Source organism: Ruegeria marisrubri (assembly GCF_001507595.1).
GTDB classification, from domain to species: Bacteria; Pseudomonadota; Alphaproteobacteria; order Rhodobacterales; family Rhodobacteraceae; genus Ruegeria; species Ruegeria marisrubri.
In genome coordinates this window covers 311,312-331,443 of sequence record NZ_LQBQ01000034.1, presented here as the reverse complement: position 1 = coordinate 331,443, position 20,132 = coordinate 311,312, and the positions used below count along the sequence as shown (strand labels likewise).

Sequence of the window (20,132 nt, the reverse complement as noted above, 5' to 3'; positions counted from 1 at the left end):
ACAATGGGGGCTGGCCGTTCGCCGCGTGCGCAGGTATCACCGAACCATGCTCAATACCATCGTGCATGGCACCCCGACCGACGCCCCGCCGCTTCTCATCGCCCATGGTCTGTACGGATCGGCGAGAAACTGGGGCGTGATCGCAAGACGGCTGTCGGATGAACGGCAGGTGATCGCAGTCGATATGCGCAATCACGGGTTCAGCCCGTGGTCAGAGACGCATGACTATCCGGTCATGGCGGCCGATCTGGCCGAGGTCATCGACAGCCTCGGTCAGCCTGCTGACGTCGTGGGGCATTCGATGGGTGGCAAGGCAGCCATGACGCTTGCGCTTCTGCATGGTTCGCTGGTGCGGAAACTGGTGGTGGCCGACATCGCGCCGGTGGCCTACGGGCACAGCCAGATCCAGTATGTCGAGGCCATGCGCGCGGTGGACATGTCGAAGGTCGAGCGGCGCTCGGACGTCGAGCGGCAACTGGCGGACATGGGCGTCGAAAGAAGCCTGCAAAGCTTTTTCACGCAGTCGCTGGACATCCCGGAAAAACGGTGGCGGCTGAACCTTGACGGGCTGGCCCGCGAAATGCCCAAGATCATGGGGTTCCCGGAAATCGAAGGGTCGTGGAGCGGCCCCACCCTGTTTCTGTCGGGGGCCGAGTCGGACTATGTGCGGCCCGAACACCGTGACAGAATCCGCGCGCTTTTTCCCAACGCGCGGTATGCCAAGATTCCCGGGGCCGGCCATTGGCTGCATGCCGAAAAGCCGCGTGAATTCGAAGCCGCCGTCCGGACCTTTCTCAACGCCTGAGCAGCGCCCCTATTGCTGATAGAGACGCTGCGCTACCAGCCAAGAGACCGGCGCGGCCAGAATGCAACCGACCCCGGCAGCCCCGAGAATGGCCGGGAAGGAGATCAGCCCCGCTGAAAGCACGACTATGATTCCGGTCCCGGCGAATGCGGTCGAAATCAAAGAAAACAGAAGTGTCGCGAGGCGTATCATGGCGGGCCCTTCCTGAATCGGTGAAACGGCCATGACATTCCATGATTCAAATGTGAAGGGCTTTGACCTGCATCAGAAAACCAGCCTTACATACCGGAATCGACAGGTTCGGTAACCTCTCCTCCGCCATTTTTCCAATCAGCCAGCCCGCCCAGGTTGTAGACCTCGGCATAGCCCATGTCCTTGAGCAGTTTGCCTGCAAGGGCGGCGCGTCCGCCGGATGCACAATGCAGAATGATCACGCGATCCTTTTGCAGCTCCGGGTCATGAAACTGGGTCGAGGAATCGGCCCGGAACTCCAGCATCCCGCGCGGGATATGGTGCGAGCCGACGGCCCTGCCGCTGCGCTCGAGCTCGGGGGCATCCCGGACATCCAGCAGCAATGCGCCCTTAGCCATCAGTTCCTTCGCTTTCGCAGTGTCTATGCGCTCCACCGCGGCATTCGCGGCTTCCAGCATGTCCTTGACCGTCAACGGCATGTAAAGCTCTCCCTGATTTTCATTTCCGAAGCCTAACATGCGAATTTCGGAACGTGTAGGAAAGACCTGCTTTGAAGCTGTAAGTCCGGCGGGGGCGACCGGGGGGCAGACTTTGCGTGGCCTGCGCCGCAAAGACAGTTGCGTCCAGCCTTGCCGATGGCCTTGCGTGGCACTTGGCTCGAGGAGCGGGAAACGGGCTTGAACGCGCGGGCGAGGCTGGCGAACACACGAGAGAGCAGGCGAGTGGTGCGGATGGCGGGGATCGAACCCGCAAGTCATTGAAGACGAGGGATTTTAAGTCCCTTGCGTTTACCAGTTTCGCCACATCCGCATGTCACCGCCTCATGTTGGTACCTGCTCTGACGCTGGAGTCATGCCAATTCAGACAGTTTTCCCAGTGTTCATCGGCAGGCTCTGGCGTTGCGCGCAATCGGAAGGTGCTTGCGCCCCCTCGTTATTGGTGCATGCCGATTTTCACGTGGGTGTTCAAGGGGAAGATTGAAATCGCCTCGAAGCTGGACGCAGATTGCCAGACACAATGGGCGGCAGAACTTGTTCGTGTTCCGGCGGCGGACCGACCGTGCCGACTGAGGGTGGGCGGCCGAAAGTGCTTATGGAACGGGCGACTATCAGCTAAGATCCCTGTTGCTGATCAACCTGAAGGGTGAAGGCATGACAAAGATATTTTTGATGATTGCGATTTCTATTGTTTTCGGCGCAGGCGTCGCTTTGGCGCAGGACTACGGCGCGGCACTTAAGGCGCGGCAGGGGCAGATGCGGCTGTTGGCGCTGAATCTGGGCATTCTTGGGGGCATGGCCAAGGGCGAGCGAGATTATGATGCAGCCCTGGCCCAGGCTGCCGCCGACAACATCGTTGCCGTTGCGGCTCTCAACCAGTTGACCGCCTGGCCGGAAGGCTCTGACATGGGGGCCACGGAGGGAACGAAGGCCAAGACAGATATCTGGACCGACTTCTCGGGTTTTCAGGACAAGTGGCGCGCGCTAGCACCCGCCGCGGCGAAACTTCAGGCCGCCGCAGGTCAAGGGGCGGGCGAAATCGGCGCGGCTCTGGGGCCGGTCGGTGGCACCTGCAAGGGCTGCCACGATACCTATCGCGCGCCGCAGAGCTAGGCTTTCATGCGCAGGCTTCTCAAGCTTCTGATCGCGGCGGCGGTGCTTGGTGCCGCCGGTTTTTTCTGGCTGACCATTCCGGTGCGGGTCACACCGGAAGACTTCGCCGGGGTTGAAGGCGATGAAACGGCGGGCGAGGCGGTCTTCATCGCGGCCGGGTGCTCTTCGTGCCATTCCGCTCCCGAGGCCAAGGACACCCGGGTGTTGACGGGCGGGCAACGTTTCCCTTCTGAATTCGGCACCTTCGTCGCGCCCAACATTTCAATGCATCCCGAGGCCGGCATTGGCGGTTGGACACTCGTAGATTTCGCAACGGCCCTGCGCCACGGAACGTCCCCGGACGGGCAGCACTATTTTCCGGCCTTCCCCTATACATCCTATGTGCGAATGACGGACCAACAGATCGCCGATCTTTGGGCGTTCATGCGAACGCTGCCTGCGGATACCTCGCCGAGCCAGCCGCACGAGGTATCCTTTCCGTTTTCGTTCCGGCGCGGCATCGGTCTGTGGAAGCTTCTCAACCTGTCGCCGGGCTGGGTCGTGCAGGACGCGCCAACGCCGCAGATTGAACGCGGCCGCGTGCTGGTCGAGGCCCTGGGGCACTGCGGAGAGTGTCACACGCCGCGAAATGCCATGGGCGGGCTGAAGCTCGACGCCTGGCTTTCAGGGGCGCCCAACCCATCGGGCAAGGGGCGGATACCTGCGCTGACGCCGGGAGAGTTCGATTGGAGTGCAGCCGATATCGCCTATTACCTTGAAACCGGGTTTACACCCGATTTCGACAGTGCAGGCGGTCACATGGTGGCGGTCATCAAGAATTTTTCGCAGCTGCCGCCCGAAGATCGTGAAGCCGTCGCCGCCTATCTGAAGGCTCTGCCATAGTGGCCCCTGCCGATGACGCACATTGAGGGTTTGGGGCAGCCCTACCGACTCGGATTTGCGGTCAGAGCCACCCGATCTGGACTCAAAACACACGGGTCAACCGTTTTTGATCGTTCATGGCGCCCGATTTTTTTGTTTCTGCTCTTCGTTAGGCGAACAGCCGCCAATGGGTTTGGCGGGTTGCCGCCGGGTCAAGTTGGCCTTGGTTTCAATTCTCTGGCGCGACGCTAAATAGGCTTCAAAGCCATACTCTCTGGGACAGTCATGAAACCCAATGCACTGGAAATCATCTGTGTCTTATTGGCCGGCCTGCTCGCAGTCGCTGGGTTCCTGGGCGCCGTTCACGCATTGATCACGGCTGTCTGACGATTGCAGTCAGAACACGAAGCTGTCGGTGTCGAGTCCGCTTCCGCAAGCGTGTTTCTGGGCCGATATGGCTTATTGTTTCCGTTATGGGAACGGTTTGTTAACATCAAGAAATTGGACACAATTTCGCCACAATGCCACACTGTGTGAGTGGGCGGAGCGCTGCAATTTTCTGACGTAGCAATTTTTTTATTCCGGTAACAGTCAAGCGCTTCGCCCCACGATTTTTCTGAAAAACGATATGCTGGTTCGGTTTGCATCAGGCGACCAAGTCGTGCTCTGAGCTTTCGCCCGCCTGCGCCGGGAATTGCCATTCCGATGGGCCGTATGTTGGTCATGCATTCACTGTCGAACTGGACCACTTGCGCTGGGGTGATAGGTCTGGCCAAACTCGGGCTTCATTGATTTCAGCCGGACTGATCCGTGGTCGGAGAAACGAGCGGTGACATGCCCAGTCCTTTCCAGTCGAGCGACGGGAAGCTGGCAAGACTTTGGCCTTGGCTTTCGAAGTTCTGCGGGGGTCACGCGTCGATAACCGGGATTATCTCCATGATTCACAACGGTCTAGGCTTGTGCGTCGCGTTTGCTGCATACAGCTGCCAAAGAGGTTCTGCAACTGTCGAAACCGGTGACGTGACAAGGGCATCTATACCCGGATACCGGCGGGTTTGGCTGCCGAGCAAAGCGACGAGACGACCGTGATGAAGCGATGCAACCTTTCCCAAGGCGCAGCGTTCTGCGACCACAGTGAACCTCAAAAGAGGGGGCGTCGTCATCTGATTGATCGCACCAGGGGCGGCATGAACCACCGACCGACAGGGCTTTGCGAAACAATGTCCCGGGTGGGACAAAGCTGCACGCCGTCTGCGGCAACCAAAGCTTCCCATTCAGACTTTTCGTCATCGCATGAGAGGTCAGCGACGCCATCGGCGCGCGGGCGCTCTTGGACAGATTGCCGTATATCGATTCGTTTCCGGGCGGCTGCGGGCATGACGTCAACTGGTATCGAGCGGCGTTGAGGCAGTTTTCGGCCAGCCCGAGCATCGTCCTTCACCCGCGGCGCTGAAAGGCGATCACGATCAGGGCGAGTAGCGACGAGCCAAGCATCAGCAACAGGGACACGGCGTTCAGAAGTGGGGTCGATCCCTCCTTGAGGCGGTCGAACATCGCGATCGTTGTGGACCGGCATGCAAAATTGTCCCCTGTATTGGGGTAATCGGCGTCCAAAAGTGACCCCCTGAAAATTCGTTTCAGAAGCTTCCTCGACGGATTTGAGGGAGCGAGTTGGGGATGTTGGTCGTGGAGACGATTGCGAAGATCAGGCGGGCGTATTTCATCCAGGAGAAGTCGATCAAGCAGATCTGTCGGGAACTTCGGGTGTCGCGGAATACGGTGCGCAAGGTGGTGCGGTCGGGCGCGACCGAGTTCAGCTATGACCGGTCCACGCAGCCCCGGCCCAAGATCGATCCCTGGCGGTTCGACCTGGATGAGATGCTGGCCGAGAACGCCCGGCACCCCAAGCGCCAGCGGCTGACCCTGGTCCGGATTTACGAGGAGCTGCGCAACCGGGGCTATGACGGCAGCTATGATGCCGTTCGGCGCTATGCGGCGAGTTGGTCGAAAGCGACCCGGGAAGCCTCCGCCGCTGCCTATGTGCCGCTGAGCTTCGATCCGGGCGAAACCTATCAGTTCGACTGGAGCCATGAAGTTGTCGTGATCGATGGCGCTACCACGACAGTGAAGGTGGCACATGTGCGCCTCAGCCATAGCCGGATGCCGTGCGTGAGGGCCTATCCCAGAGAGACCCAGGAGATGGTGTTCGACGCCCACGACAAGGCGTTCGCGTTCTTCGGCGGTGCTTGCGCCCGGGGGATATACGACAACATGAAGACGGCGGTCGATGCGATCTTCGTCGGCAAGGATCGCGCCTATAACCGGCGGTTCCAGCAGATGTGCGGCCATTACCTGGTCGACCCGCCGTCCATTGGGCTTGAACCAATGGCGCCTCAATGAACGGCCCTGCACCCCGGCCTCGGGCTGGGAGAAAGGACAAGTCGAGAACCAGATGGGCGTAATCCGGCGGCGGTTCTTCGTGCCGCGTCCGAAGTTCAAATCCTATGCCGAACTGAACGCCTGGCTGGAAGACCGGTGCCGGGATTATGCGAAGGCGAACAGGCACCCGGAGATGCGCGACCGAACGATCTGGGAGGTGTTCGAAGAGGAGCGCCCGAGCCTTGTTCCTTACGTCGGCCCGTTCGATGGATTCCACGCGGTTCCTGCATCGGTATCTGAACTGGCCCCTAATTCGACCGGACACCTTGGCCTGACCAAGGAGGCTTAAGGATAGCCTTAAGCCCATGCTTATGTCTGAGATTGAAATCATCAGCGATGGCGGCCGCCGTCGTCGTTGGTCTGCGGTTGAGAAACTGCGGATCGTGGAAGAAACCCTGTTTGACGGCGAAAGCCTTTCTGCCGTTGCCCGTCGCAATGGCGTGGCGCCCAATCTGCTGTATCGTTGGCGCAAACTGATGCTCGAAGGGGGTAGTATCGCTGTAACCGGAGACGACAGCGTGACCAGCAACAAGACCGTCCGCGAGATGGAAGCCCGCATCCGCGAACTCGAACGCCAGCTCGGTCGCAAGACGCTGGAGAACGAGATCCTCAAGGAGGCGTTGGAAAAGAGCCGGTCAAAAAAACCGACCTTGCTTGCGCGGTCGCTCAAACGGGACGATTTGGCATGAAGACGGTTGCCGAGACCCTGGGCATGTCCCGTTCCAACCTGCACGACCGTCTGAACGGGAGCGCAAAGATCCTGAAAATGAGCGAGGAGATCAAGAAACAGACAATCAGAAAACGCCGGTTGCAGCACCAAGCCGCTGCCGCATAAACTCAAACAAAAACCGAACCAGAGCCTCCGTTACGAAAATGCCTCAGCATTCCGAAAAACTCTGACGACGGACATCGGGCGGTTACTTTCAAATTGGCATTGAGGGGTTTTGATCAGCCGGATAGGGCTGCTAACATCCCGCGACCGCCAACATCGCGTCGTGCCGAACTGAGGCGGAATTGGAAGTTGTCTCGCGACAGGAAACGGGCTTGACGCCCTACAAGCAATGAATTACGTCACGGTTCCACTGAGCGGGCGTTGTGTAGTGGTAAGACCTTAGCCTTCCAAGCTAATGACGCGGGTTCGATTCCCGCCGCCCGCTCCAGTCTCCGGAAATTGCGTCAAATAGACTTTTCATGCATCGCTGAGGGGCGCTGTCCTTGACCCCGCGGCGTGCGGAGGCCATGAAGCGGGCAACCTTTGGAGACCAGAATGCAAGGGCCTGACATGGCAAGATCTAAATCCGCCAACGCGGCAACATCCGCGGCACCCGGAGCAAGTGACGAGCGGGCCGGGTCCAGAAATATGAGCGTTCTGGCCTCTCTCTGGCCGTTCCTGAAGCCCTACCGCCTGCTGATGATCGGCGCCCTGCTTGCACTTGTTCTGACCGCCAGCATGACGCTGACCCTGCCGCTGGCAGTGCGTCGCGTGGTCGATCATTTCCGAATCGAAGACGGTGAGTTGCTGAACCTGTATTTCCTGGCGGCGCTGGGAATCGCGGCGATTCTCGCCGTGGGAACGGGGATTCGCTATGCGCTGGTGACGCGGTTGGGCGAACGGGTGGTGGCCGACATCCGCAAGGCCGTGTTCGATCGCGTGATCGGGATGAGCCCGGAGTTCTTTGAACGCATCATGACCGGCGAAGTCCTGAGCCGGATCACCACCGACACCACGCTGATCCAGTCGGTTCTGGGCTCGTCCGCCTCGATCGCTTTGCGGAACATGCTGATGTTCCTGGGCGGGCTGGTTCTGATGCTGCTGACCTCGGCCAAGCTGACGGCGATGGTGCTGTTGCTGATTCCGGTGGTCATCGTGCCGATCCTGGTGCTGGGGCGCCGTCTGCGCGCCATCAGCCGCGAGAACCAGGACTGGATCGCCGCCTCGTCGGGCAATGCGGGCGAGGCGCTGGGCGCCGTTCAGACCGTGCAGGCCTTTACGCATGAGGACGCCAGCCGGGCGCAGTTCGCCGAGGTCACCGAGACCTCTTACGAAGTGTCCCTGCGGCGTATCCAGACACGCGCGGTTCTGACGGTCATCGTGATTTTCCTGGTGTTTTCGGGAATCGTCGGCGTTCTGTGGATGGGGGCCAACGACGTGCGCGCCGGTAACATGACCGAAGGCACGCTGATCCAGTTCGTGATCTACTCGGTCATCATGGCCGGTTCCGTCGCGGCGCTGTCAGAAATCTGGAGCGAGTTGCAGCGTGCGGCGGGCGCGACCGAGCGGCTGGTCGAGCTTCTCAACGCCGAAGACACTGTGAACGACCCGGCCAACCCCAAGGCGCTGCCGCAGCCGGTGCGCGGTGAGATCGGATTCGACGGGGTGAGCTTCCGCTATCCCTCGCGCCCCGAGGTTCCGGCGCTGGACAATGTGACGCTGAAAGTCGAGCCGGGCGAAACCGTGGCCTTCGTCGGCCCTTCGGGGGCGGGCAAGACGACCGTGATCCAGATGATCCAGCGGTTCTACGACCCGGACGCGGGCAAGGTCAGTCTGGACGGCATTGACCTGCGCGAGTTGAGCCGGGCCGAGTTCCGCCGCCATATCGCGCTGGTGCCGCAGGACCCGGTGATCTTTGCCGCCTCGGCGCGGGAAAACATCCGCTTCGGACGGCCCGACGCCTCTGACGCCGAGGTCGAGGCGGCCGCCCGCGCCGCCGCCGCGCATGATTTCATCGCGGCGCTGCCCGAGGGGTATGACAGTTTCGTCGGAGAGCGCGGCGTGATGCTGTCGGGTGGTCAGAAACAGCGTATCGCCATCGCGCGCGCCATTCTGCGGGACGCGCCGGTGCTGCTGCTGGACGAGGCAACCTCGGCGCTGGATGCCGAGAGCGAGATGGCGGTCCAGCGCGCGGTCGATGAGCTCAGCGCCGGACGCACCACGCTGATCGTCGCCCACCGTCTTGCGACGGTGAAAAAGGCTGACCGGATCGTGGTGATGGAGGAAGGCCGCATCGTGGCGCAGGGCACCCATGCCGACCTGGTGGCCGAAGGGGGCCTGTATGCCCGTCTGGCGCGGTTGCAGTTCACCGACGGGGTCGCCGCGGAATGAGTTGACGTTCCGGCACCCTGACTTTCGTCGCAGCGTCATTCTACACAATCCTCACCCCGCCCATTAAGCCCTCGCTTGCACAGACGAGGATTTGCTCTCATCTTGGAGCGGACAGAACGGTCCGCGTCGATGGGACCGCATAAGGGGAGGAACCGCATGGCTTTTGTGGGGTTGGAAGACAAGGCACGTATCGAAGCAGAGATGCCGTGGGAGGAGCGTGACCTGCCGGTGACGTTCCATCAATTGCTGTCCCGGACGGCAGGGAAATTCCCGAACCACAAGGCCGTCAGTTTCCAGATTCTCTCTGGCCCCAAGGACAAGGCCGAGACGCTGACCTGGTCCGAGCTGCTGGGCAAGGTCAACCAGGCCGCCAACCTGTTCCGCTCGCTTGGCGTCGGAGAAAAGGACGTGGTGGCCTATGTGATGCCGAACTCGAACGAGACGCTGATCACCCTGATGGGCGGCGCTGTCGCGGGCATCGTGAACCCGATCAACCCGCTGCTGGAGCCCGAGCAGATCGCCGCGATCCTGCGGGAAACCAATGCCAAGGTCGTGGTCACGCTGAAACCCTTCCCCAAGACGGACGTCGCGCAGAAAGTGGCCGAGGCCGTGCGTCACGCGCCGAATGTGCATACCGTGCTCGAGGTGGATCTGAACCGTTACCTGACGCCGCCGAAGTCGTGGATCGTGCCATTCGTCCGCCCGAAAATGGAAGACAAGGAACATCTGGCCCACGCGGACTACCTGGATTTCAACAAGGAACTGGCCAAACAGCCCACGACCCTGACCTTCGAGGACAGCAAGGAAGACCGGGTTGCCTGCTATTTCCACACCGGCGGCACCACCGGCATGCCCAAGGTGGCGCAGCACAAGTATTCCGGCATGATCTACAATGGCTGGCTGGGCAACACGCTGCTGTTCTCGGAAAAGGACACGATCATGTGTCCGCTGCCGATGTTCCACGTCTTTGCCTGCCATGTGATCGTGATGGCCGCCGTGGCCTCGGGCGCGCATGTGGTGTTCCCGACGCCTGCCGGCTATCGCGGCGACGGCGTGTTCGACAATTTCTGGAAGCTGATCGAGCGCTGGAAGGTCACCTTCATCATCACCGTGCCCACGGCGATCTCGGCCAAGATGCAGCGTCCGGTGGATGCGGATATCTCCACGGTCAAGACGGCGTTTTCCGGCTCGGCCCCGCTGCCGGTGGAACTGTTCCGCCGCTTCGAGGAGGCAACCGGCGTGACCATTGTCGAAGGCTACGGCCTGACCGAGGCGACCTGTCTTGTCTCGTGCAACCCGGTGGACGGCGAGAAGAAGATCGGCTCGATCGGCATCCCGTTCCCCTACACGGATGTGAAGATCCTGAAGGACGGACCCGACGGGCCGCAGGAATGCGCGGTGGACGAGGTGGGCGAGATCTGCATCTCGAACCCGGGTGTCTTTGCGGGCAATACCTATACCGATCCCGACAAGAACAAGAATCTCTATCACTACGACAAGTACCTGCGCACCGGCGATCTGGGGCGTTTCGACGAGGACGGGTATCTGTGGATCACCGGCCGGGCCAAGGACCTGATCATTCGCGGCGGCCACAACATCGACCCGGCCGAGATCGAAGAGGCTCTGCTGGGGCATGACGCCGTGGCCTTTGCCGGGGCGATCGGTCAGCCCAACTCGCATGCCGGCGAGGTGCCCTGTGCCTTTGTCGAACTGGTCGAAGGCGCCTCTGCGACCGAAGAGGAACTTCTGGAATACTGCAAGATCCACGTGCATGAGCGCGCCGCGCAGCCCAAGCACCTGACGATCCTGCCCGAACTGCCCAAGACCGCCGTGGGCAAGGTCTTCAAGCCCGAGCTGCGCAAGCAGGCCATCACCCGCGTCTACAACGAAGCCCTGGAACAGGCCGGCGTCGCGGCCCGCGTGGTTTCGGTGGTCGACGACAAGAAACGCGGCCTCGTCGCGCAGCTTGACGCGAACGGCTCCTCCGAGGACGATGTGAACAAGGTTCTGGGTAGCTTCACCCGGCCTTGGGAGTGGGCTGCCTGAGCGGAGGGGCAATGGATTATGAACGCCTGATCGACGAAGAAACCTGGAGATTCATCGGGCGGACAGCCGAATCCTACCCGGAAGACGCAGTAGACCTGCCAATCGCAGAGCAGCGGCGACTTTACGACGCCATGTGCCGCGAGTTCCGGGAAAGCTATCCCGCAGAGATAAAGACAGAGGACCGGAGCGCGAATGGCGTTCCGGTCCGTGTCTATACACTGGGCGATCCCACGCGAACCGTTGTCTATTTCCATGGCGGTGGTTTCGTTCTTGGGGGCCTGGAAAGCCACGACGACGTTTGCGCCGAGATCTGCGCGGCAACCGGATATCGCGTCGTGGCGGTCGACTACCGGCTATGCCCGGAATACCGCCACCCCGCGCAATTCGAGGATTGCTGGACCGCGACCGTCTGGGCGGCGGAAGAATTCGGCGACCCCCTGGTTCTGGCCGGGGACAGCGCCGGAGGGAACCTTGCGGCCTGCGTCGCGCATCATGCGCGTGGGCGGCTGAAGAACATACTCGGACAGGTGCTGATCTACCCGACCCTCGGGGGGGATGTGGATCAGGGGTCCTACCTTGAACATGCCAACGCACCGATGCTGACGCGCGAGGATGTTCTTTACTACAAGAAGATGCGCTGCGGAGACGGCGACGCCCCCACCAACGATCCGACCTACGAGCCTTTGCAGGACACCGATTTCTCGGGCCTGCCGCCGACCGTCATTTTCACCGCCGACTGTGATCCGCTGCGCGACGATGGCCGGGACTACCGTGACCGCATCCTCGCGGCTGGCGGCACGGCGCATTGGATGAACGAAAAGGGGCTGGTTCACGGCTATCTGCGCGCCCGCACGACCGTCGGCCGGGCCCGCGACAGTTTCGAACGCATCACCATCGCCATCGAGGCCCTGGGGCAGGGGATCTGGTGCTACGACTGATCCCCGCCACAGCAAGGTGCGCCGTCAGTTCAGGAACGTCTCGGCCTTCATCGTCTCGGCGACCGGGGCCCCCAGGCGTTTCAGGATGGTCGGGGCCAGCTGCAACTGATCGATGACGTAACCCGCGTCCGGCCCCTCGGCATCGCCGAAGTAGTACAGCGCCGTGTCCTGCTGCAACTCGCCGCGCCCGCCGTGGTGGCCCCGGTCGTCCTGACCGTGATCGGCCGTCACGATCACCTCGTACCCCAGTTGACGCCAGCGGGGGATGAAGGGAGCCAGCATCTCGTCCGCTACGAAACAGGCGTGATCCATCTCGCGGGCGTCGTGATAGAAACGGTGGCCCATGCTGTCCAATGTGCAGCTGTGCAGGATGCCGTAGTCCAGACCGTAGCGCAGGCACAGGTTGGTCAGGGTAGCGAACAGGTCCACATCCGACGGCGTCATCTGGTTGTCGTGGCCATAGCCGGTCATGGTGTGGAACCGGCCGTGGTTGATGGTTGCGCTGTCCGGCTCGTCATATTCGATGTCGCGGACATAGTCGAAGGGGTGGCGGTTGAAGAACTGTGACCAGAAGCTGTGGGTCACGGCCCCGGTCACGCCGCCGGCCTCGCGCACCTGGCTGAAGATGTCCTTGTGCTGCAGGCGAAAGACGTTGCCATTGCCGGTGCAGCCATGCTCGGCCGGGGTCACGCCCGTGTGGATCGAGGCATAGCAGCTGGCCGAGATCGACGGCAGGACCGAGCGGTGTTTCCATACCCGCGCCTCGCCGCTGTCGACCCAGCCTTCGAGATTGCCGAACAGGCGACGGAAATTGCGCCATGGCACGCCGTCAAGAATGATCAGCAGCAGTTTGCGGTCCATCGCGCTCTCCTTGTTCGCGGTGTCTGAGTCCGGTCGAGCCTATCGCTTTGCCAAAACCTGACCAGTCATTTCGTGTCCTGAAAGGCGAAATCCCGGCGTCTGTCGCATGACATTTCGCCGGGATTGCTGATTTTTTGGGTGCAGGCTCAGTGCCCCGCGCTCTCCATCTTGCGGTGGGCGACCACCTCTTCCAGCCAGCCCAGGTGCATCTCGGGGACCGAGCTGAGCAGCAGGTCGGTGTAGTCGTCGAACGGCGGGCTCAGCACCTGAGACTTGGAGCCATAGCGCACCACGCGCCCCTGATACATCACGGCAATCGAATCCGAGATCGCCTTTACCGTCGCCAGGTCATGGGTGATGAACAGATAGGCCACGTCCTCGATCTTCTGCAGGTCCAGAAGCAGCTTGAGGATACCGTCCGCCACCAGCGGGTCCAGCGCCGAGGTGACCTCGTCACAGATGATCATCTTGGGCTTGGCCGCCAGCGCCCGGGCGATGCAGACCCGCTGTTTCTGGCCGCCCGAAAGCTCGGCCGGGTAGCGGTCGATGAAGGATTCACCCAGCTCGATCTCGTCCAGCAGTTCGATGATGCGCTTGCGCTTTTCCGAGCCGCGCAGGCCGAAATAGAACTCCAGCGGACGGCCGATGATCGTGCCCACCGTCTGGCGCGGGTTCATCGCCACGTCGGCCATCTGATAGATCATCTGCAATTCGCGCAGGTCCTCGCGGCTACGCCCCGACAAGTCGCGCGACAGCTTGCGGCCTGCAAAGGTGATCTCGCCATCGCGCGGCGGCAGAAGGCCGGTGATCACCCGCGCCAGCGTGGACTTGCCCGAGCCGGATTCACCCACGACCGCAAGCGTCTGGCCCGGGTGCAGGTCCACGGTGACATTGTTCAGAACGTCGAAGTTCAGCCCCTTGTAGCGCGCGGTGATGCCGTCCACGCTCAACAGCGGGTTTGGCGTCGGCTCTTTCTCTTCGTGCTCGATCGAACGCACCGAGACCAGCGCCTGGGTGTATTCCTCCTGCGGGTTGTTGATAATCTGGTCGGTGGTGCCGTATTCGACCATGTTGCCCATCCGCAGCACCATGATGTCATCGCTCACCTGCGCCACCACCGCCAGGTCGTGGGTGATGTAGAGCGCGGCGACGCCGGTATCGCGGATGGCCTCTTTGATCGCCATCAGAACGTCGATCTGGGTGGTTACGTCGAGCGCCGTGGTGGGCTCGTCGAACACCACCAGATCCGGCTCGGGGCAGAGCGCCAGCGCCGTCATGCAGCGCTGCAACTGACCACCCGAAACCTGGTGCGGGTAACGGTCGCCGATGTTGTCGGGATCGGGCAGGCCGAGCTTGGCAAAGAGGTCACGCGCGCGGGCTTCGGCCTCTTTTCGGGTGAACTTCTTTTGCTCGACCGCGGCTTCGACCACCTGATCCATGATCTTCTTGGCCGGGTTGAACGAGGCGGCGGCGGATTGCGACACATAGGTCACCTCGCCCCCGCGCAGCTTGCGGACATCCTTGAGTGACGATTTCAGGATATCGCGCCCGTTCACCCAGACTTCGCCGCCGGTGATTCTTACGCCGCCGCGGCCATAGGCCATCGTCGCCAGCCCGATGGTCGACTTGCCGGCACCGGATTCGCCGATCAGGCCCAGCACCTTGCCGCGCTCGAGGTCAAAGCTGACCCCGTGCACGATCTCGATGTCGCGGGGTTTTTCGCCCGGCGGATAGACGGTCGCGCCGATCTTGAGGTCGCGGACCTTGAGAAGGGTATCGCTCATCCCCGGCCTCCTTTCAGCGATGTGGTGCGGTTCAGGATCCAGTCGGCCACCAGGTTGACCGAGATGGCCAGCGTGGCGATGGCCACGGCCGGATACAGTGCCGCGCCGATGCCGTAGACGATGCCGTCCTTGTTTTCCTTCACGATCCCGCCCCAGTCGGCCAGCGGCGGCTGAACGCCCAGACCCAGGAAGGACAGGGTCGAGACGAACAGGACCATGAAGATGAAGCGCAGGCCCAGTTCGGCCACCAGCGGCGACAGTGCGTTGGGCAGGATCTCGCGGAAGATGATCCAGCCATGACCCTCGCCGCGCAGCTTGGCGGCCTCGACATAGTCCATAACCTCGATGTCAACCGCGACGGCGCGGGCCAGGCGATAGACGCGGGTGGCGTCCAGCAGCCCCATGACCACGATCAGAACCGGGATGGTCACGGGGACCATCGCCAGAACCACCAGCGCGGTGATCAGCGACGGGATCGACATTACAAGATCGACCAGGCGCGACATGACCTGATCGGCCCAGCCGCCCAGAACGGCGGCCAGAAAGCCCAGGATCGAGCCGGTCACGAAGCTGAGGATCGTGGCCGCCGTGGCGACGAAGATCGTCGTGCGCCCGCCATAGATCATGCGGCTCAGCAGATCGCGGCCGATATTGTCGGTGCCCAGAAGATGCTCGGCGCTCGAAGGCTCCCAAACGTCGCCCACGACCTCGGCCATCCCGTAGGGGGCCAGCAGGGGCGCGAAGATCGCCACGAAAAAGTAGAGGGCCGTAAAGCCCAGGCCGATCAAGGCAGAGATAGGGATATTCTTCATTTCGGATGCCTCAGCCTCGGGTTGGCCAGGATGGAGACGATGTCGGCCACCATGTTCAGACCGATGTAGATGGCGGCAAAGATGACGCCGCAGGCCAGCACCACCGGCACGTCGCGCTTGGTCACATGGTCCACCAGGTATTGCCCCATGCCGGGATAGATGAAGACCACTTCGACCACGACGACACCGACGACCAGATAGGCCAGGTTCAACATCACCACGTTCACGATCGGCGCGATCGCGTTGGGAAAGGCGTGGCGCCAGATGATCTTGAAGTTGTTGAGGCCTTTGAGTTCCGCCGTCTCGACATAGGCGGACTGCATCACGTTCAGGATCGCGGCCCGCGTCATGCGCATCATGTGCGCCAGAACCACCATGGTCAGAACGACGACCGGCAGCGCGATGGCCGAAAGCTTCTGACCTAGCGACATGCTGTCATTGATCATCGCCAGCGGCGAGAACCATCCCAGTTTCACCGCGATGAAATAGACAAGCACATAGCCGATCAGGAACTCGGGGATCGAGATCGTGGTGAGCGTCACGGCCGAGATCAGCTTGTCCGGCCAGCGGTTCCGGTAGCGCACCGCGACGAGGCCGAGGAAAATCGCCAGCGGAACTGAGATGAGGGCCGCCCAGAAGGCCAGGAACAATGTGTTGCCCAGACGGTTGCCGACGGACTCGGCGATGTCGAGCTTGTTGGTCAGGGATGTGCCCATGTCACCTTGCACGATGCCCGTCAGCCATTCGAAGTAACGGGTCAGGGCAGGGCGGTTGAGGCCCATTTCCTCGCGCAGATTGGCCAGCGCCTCGGGCGTTGCGGACTGTCCCAGAACGGCTTGCGCGGCGTCTCCGGGCAGGGCTTCGGTCAGACCGAAAATCAGGGCCGAAGCGCCAAACAGCAGAAGGATTCCCAGCGCAAGGCGCTGGGAAACCAGTTTGATAATGGGATGCATGCGTTCGTTTCCGGATTAAGCGAACCACATCTTGCGGGACATGTTTCCGTTCATCATTTCCTGCGTCGAGTCCGACTCCCATCCGGCCAGCTGGTTGCTGACGCCTTCGATGAAGTCGTTGAACATCGGGCAGATCAGACCGCCCTGATCGCGCAGCATGCGGCCCATCTTGGAGTAGATCTCCTTGCGCTTGGCCGGGTCCAGCTCGGCGCGGGCGGCGAACAGCATGTCGTCGAACTCTTTGACCTTGAACCGCGTGTCGTTCCAGTCGGCGGTCGACAGATACGCGGTCGAGTACATCTGGTCCTGCACCGGACGGCCCCCCCAGTAGGATGCGCAGAAGGGCTGAACGTTCCAGACCTCGGACCAGTAGCCGTCGTTGGGCTCGCGCTTGATTTCCAGCGGGATACCGGCCTGCTGGGCGGTCTGCTGGAACAGGGCGGCGGCGTCCACGGCACCCGGGAAGGCGCCGTCGGCGACGCGCAGGATGATGGGCGAGCCGTCATGGCCGGACTTCTTGTAGTATTCGGCTGCTTTCTCGATGCTGAATTCGCGCTGCGGGATGGTGTCGTCGAACAGCGGATAGGCCGCGTTGATCGGCATGTCGTTCCCGATCGAGCCGTAGCCACGCAGGATCTTTTCGACCATCTCTTCGCGGTTGATCGCGTATTTCAGCGCCATGCGCAGATCGTTGTTGTCGAAGGGTGCCGTGTCGCAGTGCATGATGAACACATAATGCCCGCGGCCCGATGTCGAATGCACCGTCAGGTTCGGCGCGCGGCCCAGCAGGTCGGCAATCTTGGGTTCCACGCGGTTGATGGCGTGAACCTGACCGGACTGCAGCGCGGCGGTCCGGGCGGTGGCGTCGTTGATGACCACGACTTCGACACTGTCGAAATGTCCGAAATCGCCATTCCAGTGGTTTTCGAACTTGCTGAACAGGTGGCGCACACCGGGTTCGTCGGCTTCCAGCTTGTAGGGGCCGGTGCCGATGCCCGCGCCGGGGTTGTCCATGCCGCCATCGGGCTGAATGATCAGGTGATAGTCAGCCATCAGATAGGGCAGGTCGGCATTCGGCTCGTTCAGCGTGACGTGGAAATACTCGCCATCGGCCTTCATCGACTCGATTCCGCGCATGATGCCCAATGCACCAGACTTGGAGTCTTCGTTCGAGTGGCGCTGCATGGTTTTCAGCACGTCTTCGCTTGTCATGGTCTTGCCGTTGTGGAACTCGACACCCTGACGCAGCTTGAAGGTCCAGACCTTGGCATCGGCGCTGCCTTCGACGCTTTCCGCCAGGCGCGGCTCGATCGAGCCGTCGGGGGCCACTTCGACCAGCTGGTCGCCGAATTGCTTGCCGTTCTGGAAGGGGACCGAGCTTGCATAGGTTGCCGGGTCAAGCGAGTTTGTCGACTCCCCTCCCTGCAGGCCCAGTTTCAGGTCGCCGCCCTTCTTGGGGCCAGCCGCGCGCGCGGCATCGGCAAACATGGTGCTTGCCACGGCAGCCGAAACACCCAGTGCGGCCGCCTTCCCCATGAATTCGCGGCGGGTCATCTTGCCAGCGGTCACCTGGCTTGCCATGTGGTTGAGTTGGTCGTTCATCGAAGTCTCCCAATTGGTGGTGTGTTTGCCTCTGCGGGCATTTTTTATTGACGCACGAGTCAAGGTTCGCGCATTTCCGACGGTCGGGCAAGGGTTAATGTCCGCTCCGTAAGGTAATCCCTGTCACAGGTGGTTTCGCGGAATCGTGTCCTCCATCTCTCGGGTGAAGACCACCTTGTCATTCTCATATGCGGTGATGGATGCGCGCAGGTGGAAGCTTTTGGCATCCGACCACATTTCGCTGCGGGTCTCGGTTCTCAGGCGCCAGTCCCCGCGGCCCATCTCTTCGGTCCAATGGCACTGGCCCCTTGCCGAGAGCGGGTCGTCGGGGTGGATCGTCCAGCACTCGCGGGCGATGCCGCCGCTGATCAGACCGTGGTCGTCGTCTTGGACAAGGCCGAAATCGTCCTCGATGATCAGGCGAATCTCGCCGGTTTTCAGATCGGTTTCGGTGCGCCGCGTGTTCGATGCCTCGCGCAGAGTGGTGACCTGCCACGGTGTCTCGGCGTCGGGCGGCGGGAAGGCGTATTCGTCTGTATCACCCGAGGGGCGCAGCGGCAGGGAAATCTCGCCTCCGGTCAGGTGCAGTTCCGCGGTTTCCGGAGAGGGCCAGATCAGGGGCCAGTAGGCGCTGGAAACCGCAACCCGCAGCCTGTGCCCCCTGGGCACGCGATAGGCGATCTGGTCGAGGTCGAGCGTGATGTCGTAGGCCTTGCCGGGTTCCAGCGGCTCCGGCGCGGCATGGCTGTCGCGATGGGTCAGGTTCAGCACGCCATAGGTGATCCGGGTCGAGGCGCCGTCGGGATGCATATGGTTCAGCCGGACGGCGATCTGGGCCTGAGGCTTGTCCGAACTCACCCGCAGCCGCAGCCGGGGCGCGCCCACGATGTCGAGCTCTTCGGCCAGCGGCGCGCCGTCGAAACAGGCTGACAGCGCGTCGTCGTGGCGTTGGTCTCCGGGCATCTCGGGGCCCAGCCAGATGGCGCAGTATTCGCCGCTGTCCAAGCCGCAGTGATGCGGAGAGCGAATGCGTCTGTCCAACGCACCTTCGACGCCAAGCCCCTCGTTGCTCAGAGACAGACTTTGCTGGTTGAGGTGCGAGGTTGCGCCCTCGGCCTCGGCGATCCAGCGGCCGGGGCGTTCGGTATACCACCGCGCCGGACGAACGCCGTCCATCAGGTAGGCGCGATAGTCCGGGTCGTCCGCGACGCCGCTATCCAGCCCCTTCAGCCAGTGATCCCACCAGCGCAGGGCCTCTTGCAGAAAACCGATCCTCGGCTCGGGAACGGCGAAATGCGGGTATTTGTGGACCCACGGCCCGACGATGCCCTTGGTCGGTGCCTGCAGCTGTTCGACCAGCAGGGGAACCGTGTTCTTGTAGGCGTCGCCCCAGCCGCCCACCGCCAGGGTCGCGGCCTTGATCGCGCCGAAATCCTCGCAGACCGAGCCATGCCGCCAATAGGCGTCGCGGGTCTGGTGGCGCAGCCAGATCGACGGCAGGAAGGGCTCGTTCTCCAGCCGCTCCAGCCACAGCGCGCGCCAGTTCTCGCGCAGGGCCGGGTCGGGCGCGCGCGAGGAATAGGCCCACATCGTCGCCCCCCAGCCGAGGTTTTCGTTCAGCAGGCAGCCGCCCTTGTAGTGAATGTCATCCGCATAGCGGTCGGCGGTGGAGCACAGGGTGATGATCGCCTTGAGTGGCTCGGGCTGCATCGCCGCCACCTGCAGCGAATTGAAGCCGCCCCAGCTGATTCCCATCATGCCCACCTTGCCCGAGCACCAGGGCTGCACGGCCAGCCAGTTGATCACCGCGACCGCGTCGTCCAGTTCCTGCTGGGTGTATTCATCGGCCATCAGCCCTTCGCTGTCACCGTTGCCGCGCATGTCGACGCGGATGCAGGCATAGCCGCGCTTGGCGAACCACGGGTGGGTCAGGGCGTCTCGGGCCGTGGTGCCGTCGCGCTTGCGATAGGGCAGGTATTCCAGGATCGCCGGAACCGGATCATCATGCGCGTCCACCGGCCGCCAGACCCGCGCGGACAGGCGGCACCCGTCGGGCATGACGATGCCGAGGTCGGGAAGCTCTTCAATGTCGCGCAGGGCATTGGGGGTGAGTGTCATGGGGCGAG

At 62.1% G+C, this 20,132-nt stretch carries 14 protein-coding genes, 2 tRNA genes and 2 pseudogenes; 9 read left to right on the top strand and 9 right to left on the bottom strand.

Translation table 11 applies throughout. From position 1 onward, the window contains the following. Positions 1-46 precede the first annotated feature (46 nt). The gene (locus AVO45_RS14125) at positions 47-805 is read left to right on the top strand and encodes an alpha/beta fold hydrolase (protein WP_068348008.1); all 759 of its coding nucleotides are present in this window, start codon (positions 47-49) and stop codon (positions 803-805) included. 9 nt (positions 806-814) lie between these two features. Here AVO45_RS14125 and AVO45_RS14120 read toward each other — a convergent pair whose 3' ends face one another. From AVO45_RS14120 to AVO45_RS14110, 3 genes are all read right to left on the bottom strand, one after another. Then, positions 815-997: a hypothetical protein gene (locus tag AVO45_RS14120; protein WP_068348102.1), complete on the bottom strand. Its 183-nt coding sequence runs from the start codon at positions 995-997 to the stop codon at positions 815-817. Between the two features lie 86 nt (positions 998-1,083). Continuing rightward, entirely contained in the window at positions 1,084-1,476 is a 393-nt protein-coding gene (locus AVO45_RS14115) for a rhodanese-like domain-containing protein (protein WP_068348006.1), read from the bottom strand. A 244-nt stretch (positions 1,477-1,720) separates the two neighbouring features. Then, positions 1,721-1,807 (bottom strand) — tRNA-Leu (locus AVO45_RS14110). A 341-nt stretch (positions 1,808-2,148) separates the two neighbouring features. On the opposite strand from AVO45_RS14110, the gene AVO45_RS14105 reads away from it, so the two are divergent. The 8 genes and pseudogenes from AVO45_RS14105 (at position 2,149) to AVO45_RS14070 (ending at position 11,994) form a co-directional block, all read left to right on the top strand. Next, positions 2,149-2,607 (top strand): c-type cytochrome, encoded by a 459-nt coding sequence (locus AVO45_RS14105; RefSeq protein ID WP_068348100.1) that lies wholly within the window; start codon positions 2,149-2,151, stop codon positions 2,605-2,607. A 6-nt stretch (positions 2,608-2,613) separates the two neighbouring features. After that, complete coding sequence (locus AVO45_RS14100; RefSeq protein WP_068348004.1) at positions 2,614-3,489, top strand: c-type cytochrome; 876 nt, start codon at positions 2,614-2,616, stop codon at positions 3,487-3,489. A 1,656-nt stretch (positions 3,490-5,145) separates the two neighbouring features. Beyond that, a pseudogene (gene istA, locus AVO45_RS14095) lies at positions 5,146-6,148 on the top strand (IS21 family transposase); the annotation flags it as partial. A 64-nt stretch (positions 6,149-6,212) separates the two neighbouring features. Then, positions 6,213-6,664: pseudogene (locus AVO45_RS14090) on the top strand (transposase); the annotation flags it as partial. 329 nt (positions 6,665-6,993) lie between these two features. Next, positions 6,994-7,067, top strand: a tRNA-Gly gene (locus tag AVO45_RS14085). A 122-nt stretch (positions 7,068-7,189) separates the two neighbouring features. Beyond that, positions 7,190-9,010: an ABC transporter transmembrane domain-containing protein gene (locus AVO45_RS14080; protein ID WP_068347997.1), complete on the top strand. Its 1,821-nt coding sequence runs from the start codon at positions 7,190-7,192 to the stop codon at positions 9,008-9,010. 156 nt (positions 9,011-9,166) lie between these two features. Continuing rightward, entirely contained in the window at positions 9,167-11,056 is a 1,890-nt protein-coding gene (locus AVO45_RS14075; RefSeq protein ID WP_068347995.1) for an acyl-CoA synthetase, read from the top strand. A gap of 11 nt (positions 11,057-11,067) precedes the next feature. Beyond that, entirely contained in the window at positions 11,068-11,994 is a 927-nt protein-coding gene (locus tag AVO45_RS14070; RefSeq protein WP_068347994.1) for an alpha/beta hydrolase, read from the top strand. Between the two features lie 24 nt (positions 11,995-12,018). Here the strand turns inward: AVO45_RS14070 and AVO45_RS14065 are convergent, their stop codons facing one another. From AVO45_RS14065 to AVO45_RS14040, 6 genes are all read right to left on the bottom strand, one after another. Further along, positions 12,019-12,855, bottom strand: a complete 837-nt coding sequence (locus tag AVO45_RS14065; protein WP_068347993.1) for an alkaline phosphatase family protein — start codon at positions 12,853-12,855, stop codon at positions 12,019-12,021. A gap of 146 nt (positions 12,856-13,001) precedes the next feature. After that, entirely contained in the window at positions 13,002-14,639 is a 1,638-nt protein-coding gene (locus tag AVO45_RS14060; protein ID WP_068347991.1) for an ABC transporter ATP-binding protein, read from the bottom strand. Further along, positions 14,636-15,451, bottom strand: coding sequence for an ABC transporter permease (locus AVO45_RS14055; RefSeq protein WP_068347990.1), 816 nt, complete (start codon positions 15,449-15,451; stop codon positions 14,636-14,638). The genes AVO45_RS14060 and AVO45_RS14055 overlap by 4 nt, the downstream gene beginning before the upstream one ends. Next, positions 15,448-16,404, bottom strand: a complete 957-nt coding sequence (locus AVO45_RS14050; RefSeq protein WP_068347988.1) for an ABC transporter permease — start codon at positions 16,402-16,404, stop codon at positions 15,448-15,450. Before AVO45_RS14050 ends, AVO45_RS14055 begins: the two co-directional genes overlap by 4 nt. Positions 16,405-16,419: 15 nt before the next feature. After that, a complete protein-coding gene (locus AVO45_RS14045; protein ID WP_068347987.1) occupies positions 16,420-18,006 on the bottom strand; it encodes an ABC transporter substrate-binding protein in 1,587 nt (528 codons plus the stop codon). A gap of 123 nt (positions 18,007-18,129) precedes the next feature. Next, the gene (locus tag AVO45_RS14040; protein WP_068347986.1) at positions 18,130-20,124 is read right to left on the bottom strand and encodes a CocE/NonD family hydrolase; all 1,995 of its coding nucleotides are present in this window, start codon (positions 20,122-20,124) and stop codon (positions 18,130-18,132) included. Positions 20,125-20,132: the final 8 nt, after the last annotated feature.